Consider the following 9,227-nt stretch of genomic DNA (forward strand, 5'->3'; position numbering starts at 1 on the left):
ACTGACCGACCGGACACTTCGACCATCCCGTAAAACAAGACGGCGGATCTTGGCTGCACTTTCCATCAATATCACCCGTTCATGCCCCGCGCTAAATGCACGGATCCTAACAAACAGGTGGGTCAATCTTAAACGCTCATAACCCACCTAACCGGGTCAATTTTGCATGCCGATTCACACAATCGCTAGAAATACACAGCGACACATATGACATCGAATAGAATTACTAGCTAAATTTAGGAGCAAATGCTTTACAGCTCATTAACTGAAACTCCGCTTAACTGAGACTTGGAAGAACCACGAAATTGACCGGTAAATGTGCCAGAGGATAAACGATGGGTACACTTCATGATCTCGTGACTGAGCGTTCGCGCAGGCAACCTTTACAGATACGCAGAGGCTTTGACCGCCAGGTTTCATCAGCCCAGATCCATATATTCCCGGGTGTCTACAAAATGCCGTCGGGATTAGCCTGCCGCTGTAGAATTGGTGTTATTCGCGTTGTAGAAGAGCACTCGGAATACGAGAGGGACTAGCTTCCTACGTTCTTTGCCTGTATCTCCATTGCTGCAAGCAGTGGGATTGTGAGTCATGGGCGAGTTCGGGAAAACAGAGTTGATCAGCAAAGGTCGGGCCTTTGCAACTTGTCTCCTACTTGTGTCTTCAACCAGCCTGCTGTTGTCTGCCTGCGCCAAACCTACTGGAGATTTTGGCCGAGCAAAGCCAAATTTCCTTCATGACCGCGTCGCAGAAGATCTGGGTATGCTCTACCGCTATTCCCAGAAGCAAGACGTTTCCAACCTCAATTTGACAGATCAGGAAAATGAACTGCGTGATCGCGGATGGACGCTGGTTGTTCCTCCGGCCTCTGAGGATTGGATCGGAGCCAACAAGGCTCAGTTGGAACGTCAGGGTTTTTTGAAAGATCCATACGCTGCGATCAATCCATCAAACTATTACGTTTATCTGCGCTCGGATAAGTACCGCTCCAGCGAAACGCGTTATACCCGTCTGATTGATGACATGAGGTCCGATCAAAAGCTCCTCCTGCCGTTTTGTAAAATTGCCCGTCAGGTTCTGGTGAGTGATCATGAGCGTCTGGAGGCACTGAGCCGCCAAACTCAGGTGAGCCCTCAGTTCGCAACGGGAGTAAAAGCGAGAGTGCGCGAGAATAAGTCCTTCGTAGACTGGGTGCTCCGCGCCACAGGTCGCCGCCTGCAGGCCTATCAGATCGCCATCAATGCGCTCGAAGTGGAAACTCCGTCTGCCCAGCAAATCTGGGACGCGAGCAAAGGTTATGAGCAGCTGCGCCGCACCTACGAAGAATTGCCCTCCCAATGCTATGCCGAGGTCAAGCGTCAGGCAGAACAGGTCGAAAAACCGTCCCGCATCTTTACCGGATGGGGTTTGGAGAGCGCTGTCCCGCAAAAATAGCCGGGGAGGTGCTCTAAATCTTTGGTAGATCAGAGCAAGTTGCGGATCGCAGCGCTGCGGAGATCTGTGGCAGATACGCGTTAGACGGCGCAAAGGCACGGAACAGCGCAAACCCCCTCAGCTCATTCGTCTCAACCACAATCATTTCTTCCAGGTCTTCTGGCGGGTTCTCGCGCAGGATCGAAAGCTGCTGCGGTGTCAGTACCAGCATGCGCACAGTTTCGCCCTCAGACGTCTTATCATTGAGACTGTAAGTCACCTGTCCCTTTTCATTGAACAGGCCAAGCGACCAGAACGGAGATGGAGCAAAAGCGCTTACAATCAATGGGCCGTTCTCTAGGGAATAACGGCAGATCGCATGGCGCATAGATGGGTCGAGATCCGGCAGAGGCTCACTGCGTGGCAGGATCGGTGGCAACATCTGAAAACTGCGATCCGCACCAAAGCTGCCAACGCGTTCATAGGGGGAATGTGGAACATAAGCGGGAATGCTCAAAACAATGGCCACATGAATTATCCCCGCGACGAGCAATCCGCCGACGCCCCATAAAATCCAGCGGGGGGAAATGTAAATGTCCTGCAGTTTTTTGAGGAGATCATTCATTTGCAGCTCACCAATTCAACAGCAGGCATCACAGGGGCACTCAAACCGGCACCCGTGGTGTAGGGGATATCGTAAAGACGCATGGCAAACACCAGCCCGTTACTCCCCCCGGTTGGCAACCAGTTCCCGGGCCGGGCTTCAGGAGAAACCTGAATTGCAAACGCGCCTGTGTGATCCGTCAAAAGCCCATGGCTATGCAAGGAGGCGCGTCCAGCATCAGTCGCAAGCAGCTCCAGGGCGTTGTTCAAAGCCGTAATGGTCCAAAGCCGGGTAGATGGCACCTTACCGGCAATTCGGTAATTGCACTGGGGGTCTAGCGCCCGTCCGCTGTCATCAAAGGCAGCGTAAAACGCAATGCCTTCACCGCTTCCAAGCGGCACGCGCCCGGTTCGTGCAAAGATCGCTGTACTGTAAGGGTCACTGTCGATCGTCCCTGCATGCGGGTGCGCAACCCACACACCGCTTTCCAATGCGCTGAACGGAGAGCCTCTGTTCAGCGACAGATAAGCACTGCCTATCCCCACGATCAAAGCAATCATGATGGAGAATAAGAACGGTCCGAACGAGAAAAACGGCGCTTTGAAAAGCAATGGCGAAATATGAGGCCAAGGCTTTTGCCAGGAGGTTTCTCCATCAAAAATCTGAGTGGTTTCTGGTTCGCGAACCGCCACCAAAGGCATGTGAGGGGTGTGGGTCATCGGGTATACGTCACATCCGCCTGTGCGTCAGAGCCCAGTTGGGCCTGCACGTTTGACTGAGAAGTACTGTTGAATGGAAGCGCACGCAGCCGCTTCCCAAGCGCTTCCAAAACTTGCTGCGATGTTCTGTTGAGCAGTTCAGGTGGACCAGTCACCTCAACATCACTGAGACCATTCGCGGCAATAACATCCTTACCTTCAGGCGGCTCCACACCGGGCATAGCTTTCAGCTCCAACCCCTGGTGCGCATATTTCATAAAGTTGCCCCAGGTCATCGCAGGTAAACTACCCCCGGTCATGCGGCGCGAAGAGGAGAAGTCGTCGTTTCCGTACCAGACCGCAGCTGCAAGGTTGCCCGTGTAGCCAATGAACCAGGCATCGCGATAAGCCTGTGTCGTGCCAGTCTTACCGGCTGCAGTAATCCCCTCCAACCGGGCACGTCGGCCAGTGCCACGTTCCACCACGTTCACCAGGATATCATTCATCATCGAGACCTTATCAAACGGTAGAATCCGCAGAGAAGGGCCAGCGTCACGATCATGGTTGTAAAGCAACTCACCTTTTGAATTACGCAGCTCTAGTATGGCGTAGGGGTCAACCTTCTTCCCGCCAGCTGCGAAGGCCGCGTAGGAACTTGTCATATCAAGAACCGTAACTTCAGAGACGCCAAGCGGCATAGCACGCGTAATACGCAGCTCGCTGTTGATGCCCATCATATAAGCTGTAGTCGCAATCTTATCGCGTCCGATGGCCTGTGCCAGACGAACGGGAATCGTATTGATTGACTTGGTCAAAGCCGTCTTCAGCGTCACGGCGCCTGCATAACGGCGGGTATAATTGCGTGGGCTCCAGCCGCCAATGTTGATCGGACGATCGGGGACAATACTCTCGCTTTCATATCCGTTCAGGAAGGCAGTCATATACACAAAGGGTTTGAAGGAGGAGCCTGGCTGACGAAGCGCATCTGTTGCTCTGTTGAACTGGCTTTCATCATAATCGCGCCCACCAACCATGGCGCGCACCGCGCCCTCTGTGGTGATAACTGTCATAGCTGCTTCTTCAACGCCGTAACGTTTGCCGTATTGGCGTAGCGTGCTTTCGATTTGGTTGGTAGCTTCCCGTTGCAGGCCCGGATCAAGCGTGGTGCGAACGGAGATAACCCTGTCATTACTGAGCTCTGGGTACTGTTCAGCAAGGTCTTTCACTTGTTCAAACGCCCAGTCGAGGAAGTGATCCGGAGCCTGGCTTTTGCTCCGGTCAATCGCTTCTGCCGGATTACGTCGGGCGCCAATAACTTGCCCTTCGGTCATGAAGCCAGCTTGGACGATATTCGTCAGTACCTCATTGGCGCGGGCGCGGGCAGAGGGCAGGTTTTTATGCGGTGCATATTTGGAAGGGGCCTTGTAAAGCCCTGCTAACATTGCAGCTTCTGCCAGCGAAATTTCGCGCACGTCTTTGCCGAAATAAAATTCTGAAGCGGCGGCGACGCCAAATGTCCCGCCGCCCATATAGGCGCGATCAAGATACAATTTGAGGATTTCTCGCTTCGTGAGGTTCATCTCAAGCCATATAGCGAGATAAGCCTCCTTGATTTTGCGTTGTAATGTGCGTTCGTTTGAAAGGAATAGGTTTTTTGCAAGCTGCTGTGTAATAGACGAACCACCCTGCACAACAGAACGTGCTTTTATGTTGGCAACCATGGCGCGGAAGGTACCAACAAAGTCAATTCCCAAGTGATCAAAAAACCGTCTGTCCTCGGTAGCAAGGGTGGCTTGGATCATGTGATCAGGAATTTCATCCAGCGGAATTTTATCGTTCAGCAAAATGCCACGTTTGCCGATCGGGTTTCCGAACCGGTCAAAAAAGCTGACAGAGAAGTCGGAGGTGGTTTTCCAGTCTGAGCGTTCCGTTGCTTTAAAGGCTGGTTGTGCAAAGGTCAGCACGATCAGAAAGCCGAACGCGCAATAGGTCAGCCCTTCAGAAGCAAGCCCTGCGATGAATTTGGCAGGACCTCGAAAGGAGAAGCGGCGCATGAAGGCCGCGTATTCACGAAAGAAGACCCCAAGAAACTGTGAGGTATGCCAAAGCGCAGAATCCAGCCATGCATCGGTTGCAAGCATCCGCTGAGATAGATCATGAAGGGTAAAAGATCGCTCCTTACCCTTTTTTCTCTCATTATCAGCAGAATTTTTCGTGACATTCTGCTTTTCGCTGTTATCAGAGTTCTCTTCCAAACTGATTACCCGTAGTACCGGTCACTCCCCTGAATGCGCAAAGGGGGACAATGAACCAAACCGAAGAACTAGCTAAGCGACATCCTCGCGATATTCCCATCGGAATTTTGCAATGAGAACGACAAAAATGGTATCCGTAAACTCTGAGAGTCATCGCCCTTTCTGGCAGACCAAAACCCTTGATGAGATGACCCATGAAGAATGGGAGTCACTCTGTGATGGATGTGGACGCTGCTGCCTGAACAAACTTGAAGATTGGGACACAGGCGCAATCTACTGGACAAACGTCGCGTGCACTCTGCTGGATGGAACCACATGTAGGTGCAAAAATTATGAACAGCGCTTCGACACTGTGCCCGATTGCGTTCAGCTATCGCCGGAAACTGTAAGAACTTTGAAATGGTTACCGCCAACATGTGCGTATCGTCTAATCCGTGAGGGCAGGGATCTGTACTGGTGGCATCCGCTTGTTTCAAAAGATCCGCAAAGCGTGCATGACGCTGGAATCTCAGTCCAAGACAAAACCATCAGCGAAGATGGAATGGAGCCAGAAGAGTTCGAAAACTATCTCGTCGACTGGCCGGATGAGGAATACACCAAAGACTGATCCTGTAAAATATGTTTATTTTCAATTACTTCTCCACAGGTGAGAAGCGGGTATAAGTCAAAATTCAAAGCAATTGTAAAGCCAGCGCAGTGCCTCAGGGCCTGCGCTTTTTTGAATGTCTCATCAAAGCCTTACAGCTTTCTTTATTTAAAGTTGAACGAGTTTCAATCCTAACGTGAAACGGGGATAAGTGTCCATGCCTCTTTGGATGACTTGTATTAGGAATATAATCTTGACATCGCACCGCTATTTTGATAGGGTTTTGGCATGCTAGAGAAAGTGTGACGGTGCCTGCAGAGGCAATTCAGCTCTTTCTATCTGCACTATATTTTAGAGAATTTACCAGCTGCTCCTTGTTTCAATGGGCGGCTTTTTTTGTGCCTAAAGCGTATCGCCGAAAGTTGGGCACCGGTTTTCGGATCAAGATACGCAATCAATTTTAGCGACTGGAGGGGATATGGCAGAGGAACAGGAGCCTCAACTGGAGGATGACCAGGCGATACGACTGCGTGTGCCATTAGAGGTCTGGCAGGTTGTTCGTCGCATGGTGGAAGAAGAAGCCATCTCAATTGCGGATATTGCCCGCAAAACAGGCCTGCCGAGCAGCACTATTACCACCAAGATCAAACGGGAAGGATGGCTGCGGAAGTGGGAACTAGCGCAGGAGCTTGCCAGCTCTCAGCCAGAAGAACGCAAGCGCCTGATCGCTCGTCTCTATGCTGCCTTCGAAAAGCAGGTCAGCACACTGGAAGCCAAACTGAAAAAGCTAAGCGGCGATCCGCAATCAGCAGCGGGTGAGATGGATGCCACGGCAAAAGCCATCACCAGCCTCGCCAAGACGCTGGATATGTTGATCGACCTGCAGCAAGCACACGGTGAGAACAGCACAGAAGAGGTGGATGATGACCAGATGCGACAACAGCTTTCGCAGCGCATTGAAAGTTTGTGTGGCGCAGGGCAAGCTTCATGATTTTGTCGCCTCCTTGAATGCACATGAACTGAGTTATCTTCAATATAACTGGCAGGTGTTCGCACACGCCCATCAACGCCCACCTGAGGGCAGTTGGACCACATGGCTGCTTATGGGCGGACGCGGTGCAGGCAAAACCAGAGCAGGGGCAGAATGGGTGAGAGGCAAGGTTGCAGGGGAGGCATGGGCTGGTCCAGCGGCTGGCAATATTGCACTCGTCGGGCAAACCTATGCAGATGTACGGGAGGTGATGATCGAGGGCATTTCCGGTCTGCTCACCGTCCACCCAGCAGGCCACAAGCCTCAATGGAATCCATCCCGTCGCCGTTTGGAGTGGGCGAATGGAGCGGTCGCTCGTGCTTTCTCATCAGAAGACCCTGAGGCTCTGCGCGGTCCTCAATTTGACGCTGCCTGGTGTGATGAGGCAGGCAAGTGGAGCAACGCAACAGAAACCTTCGACATGCTCCAGTTTGGTCTGCGTCTTGGTGTGCAACCACAGCAGCTGGTGACCACAACGCCCAAATCCACGCCGCTGTTAAAGCTGCTGCTGCAAGACAAAGGCACCGTGGTGACCAAGGCCGGAACGAAAGCGAATGCCGCCTTTCTGGCTGAGGTGTTCCTGCTGCAAATGGCAGAGCGGTATGGTGGCACGCGATTGGGTCGGCAGGAGTTGGATGGCGAACTGATTGAAGATCGGGAAGACGCTTTGTTCGCCCGCAAATGGTTCGAGATGGGCCGGGTGCGGGATACACCGGAACTGAAACGCATTGTAGTTGCCGTGGACCCGCCAGCCACATCAGGTAGGACTGCAGATTCCTGTGGCATCGTCGCAGCAGGTATCACTGAGGCAGGTGACCTACATGTATTGCGAGACAGAACCGCCCAAGGCCTGCGCCCCGCTGCATGGGCTGAGCAAGCCATCAAACTCTATCATGAGCTGGAGGCGGACTGTTTATTGGCGGAGGTCAATCAGGGTGGCGAGATGGTGCGTGAGGTCATTGAAAGTGTCGATGCCAGCGTACCGGTAAAGTCCGTCCACGCAACCAAAAGCAAACGCCGCAGAGCAGAGCCAGTCGCCCTGCTGTACGAGCAAGGGCGCGTTCATCATTGCGGTGTCTTTCCTGAGCTGGAAGATGAACTCTCAGACTTTGGAGTTGGTGGACTAAGCAACGGAAGGTCACCAGATCGGCTGGATGCACTGGTCTGGGCCATAACAGAACTCAACCGCCGCCCGGCAGGCAAACCACGCCTGCGTAAACTGTAAAAACACCAATAATTTGAAGGGTTAGCCTGTAAACTTGAATCTGTTTGTGAGGATTAGCTCTGTGCACTCAAATACATGAATCAAAACATTAAGTTAGAGCAAAAAGGACTCTGATCTCATGGGGTTACGCAGACTTCTTGATTCAGTTTTTTTCACCAGTAACTGAACAAAAGGCATCACGGGCAAAATCTGTCTCCTTCATGCGGTTTGGTGAAGGGGCCGTCTGGACCCCGCGCAACTATGAATCACTTATAAACCAAGGGTATTTACGAAATCCTATCGCCTACAGATGCGTGCGTCTCATCTCAGAAGCCGCCGCAAACGTGTCCCTCACTGTGAAAGTGGGTGATGAAGAGCTGGAAGCCCATCCCCTGATGGAACTTCTAAACCAACCCACCCCCATGCAAACACGGCGCTCGTTTCTGGAGGAGGTCTACGGCTTCCTGCTGGTCTCCGGCAATGCCTATGTAGAGGCCGTCTCGCTGGAAGGCGCACCGCGTGAGCTCCACGCCCTGCGCCCGGACCGTATGAAGGTGCTGGTGGATGATGCTGGCTGGGTGGAGGCCTATGAGTATCAGGTGGCAGGCCGCAAAGTGGAACTGCGCAAAGCGCCCGGTGACAAGGTCCAGCCCGTTCTGCACATCAAGCTCTTCAACCCGCTCAACGACCACTACGGCTTCGCGCCCATTGAGGCCGCGCAAATTGCCCTCGACATTCATAACGCAGCCGGAGAGTGGAACAAGTCTCTGCTCGATAATGCCGCCTGTCCAACCGGTGCACTGGTCTATGGCGCAGGCGATGCCATGAACATGACGGACGACCAGTTCCACCGCCTCAAGGAAGAGTTGGAAAGCTCCTATCAAGGGGCGAGGAATGCAGGCCGCCCCATGTTGCTGGAAGGTGGGCTTGACTGGAAGCAGATGGGCATGTCGCCCAAAGATATGGACTTCATTGAGCTGAAGAATGTCGCCGCTCGCGAAATTGCACTGGCCTTCGGCGTGCCGCCCATGCTGCTCGGTATTCCGGGAGACAACACCTACGCCAATTATCAGGAAGCCAACCGCGCCTTCTGGCGTTTGACGGTCGTGCCGCTCGCCGCGCGGGTTCTCTCCGAGCTCTCCAATTGGTTCTCTGCAGCCTATGACGAGCAGGTCACACTGGAGCTGGACCTTGATGCTGTCGAAGCGCTGGCGCTGGAACGCAAAGCACTGTGGGATCGCATCACCGCAGCGGACTTCCTCTCCCGCGATGAAAAGCGCATCGCCGTTGGATGTGAATCGGCATGCAAAATTGACCCACCTGTTTGTTAGGATCCGTGCATTTAGCGCGGGGCATGAACGGGTGATATTGATGGAAAGTGCAGCCAAGATCCGCCGTCTTGTTTTACGGGATGGTCGAAGTGTCCGGTCGGTCAGT

The 9,227-nt window shown here is 53.0% G+C and carries 8 protein-coding genes; 5 read left to right on the plus strand and 3 right to left on the minus strand.

What is annotated here, in order from left to right; all coding sequences use genetic code 11:
- Positions 1-591: 591 nt before the first annotated feature.
- Complete coding sequence (locus tag PsAD37_RS17645) at positions 592-1,434, plus strand: hypothetical protein (RefSeq protein ID WP_063297274.1); 843 nt, start codon at positions 592-594, stop codon at positions 1,432-1,434.
- A gap of 13 nt (positions 1,435-1,447) precedes the next feature.
- On the opposite strand, the gene PsAD37_RS17650 is transcribed toward PsAD37_RS17645, so the two are convergent.
- Genes PsAD37_RS17650 through PsAD37_RS17660 form a run of 3 tightly spaced genes read right to left on the minus strand, consistent with a single transcriptional unit; the run spans position 1,448 to position 4,970 of the window.
- Entirely contained in the window at positions 1,448-2,038 is a 591-nt protein-coding gene (locus PsAD37_RS17650; RefSeq protein WP_063297275.1) for a hypothetical protein, read from the minus strand.
- Positions 2,035-2,736, minus strand: coding sequence for a DUF1214 domain-containing protein (locus PsAD37_RS17655; RefSeq protein ID WP_063297276.1), 702 nt, complete (start codon positions 2,734-2,736; stop codon positions 2,035-2,037). Before PsAD37_RS17655 ends, PsAD37_RS17650 begins: the two co-directional genes overlap by 4 nt.
- Entirely contained in the window at positions 2,733-4,970 is a 2,238-nt protein-coding gene (locus tag PsAD37_RS17660; protein ID WP_063297277.1) for a transglycosylase domain-containing protein, read from the minus strand. The genes PsAD37_RS17655 and PsAD37_RS17660 overlap by 4 nt, the downstream gene beginning before the upstream one ends.
- A gap of 112 nt (positions 4,971-5,082) precedes the next feature.
- Between PsAD37_RS17660 and PsAD37_RS17665 the strand changes: the two genes are divergently transcribed.
- From PsAD37_RS17665 to PsAD37_RS17680, 4 genes are all read left to right on the plus strand, one after another.
- Entirely contained in the window at positions 5,083-5,577 is a 495-nt protein-coding gene (locus tag PsAD37_RS17665) for a YcgN family cysteine cluster protein (protein ID WP_208980731.1), read from the plus strand.
- A gap of 457 nt (positions 5,578-6,034) precedes the next feature.
- Positions 6,035-6,547 (plus strand): hypothetical protein, encoded by a 513-nt coding sequence (locus PsAD37_RS17670; RefSeq protein ID WP_063297278.1) that lies wholly within the window; start codon positions 6,035-6,037, stop codon positions 6,545-6,547.
- On the plus strand, positions 6,480-7,811 hold the full coding sequence (locus PsAD37_RS17675) for a DNA-packaging protein (protein WP_193778297.1): 1,332 nt from the start codon (positions 6,480-6,482) through the stop codon (positions 7,809-7,811). Before PsAD37_RS17670 ends, PsAD37_RS17675 begins: the two co-directional genes overlap by 68 nt.
- Positions 7,812-7,948: 137 nt before the next feature.
- The gene (locus tag PsAD37_RS17680; RefSeq protein ID WP_244272541.1) at positions 7,949-9,121 is read left to right on the plus strand and encodes a phage portal protein; all 1,173 of its coding nucleotides are present in this window, start codon (positions 7,949-7,951) and stop codon (positions 9,119-9,121) included.
- Positions 9,122-9,227 lie beyond the last annotated feature (106 nt).

The sequence above is a fragment of the Pseudovibrio sp. Ad37 genome (assembly GCF_001623075.1).
GTDB lineage: Bacteria > Pseudomonadota > Alphaproteobacteria > Rhizobiales > Stappiaceae > Pseudovibrio.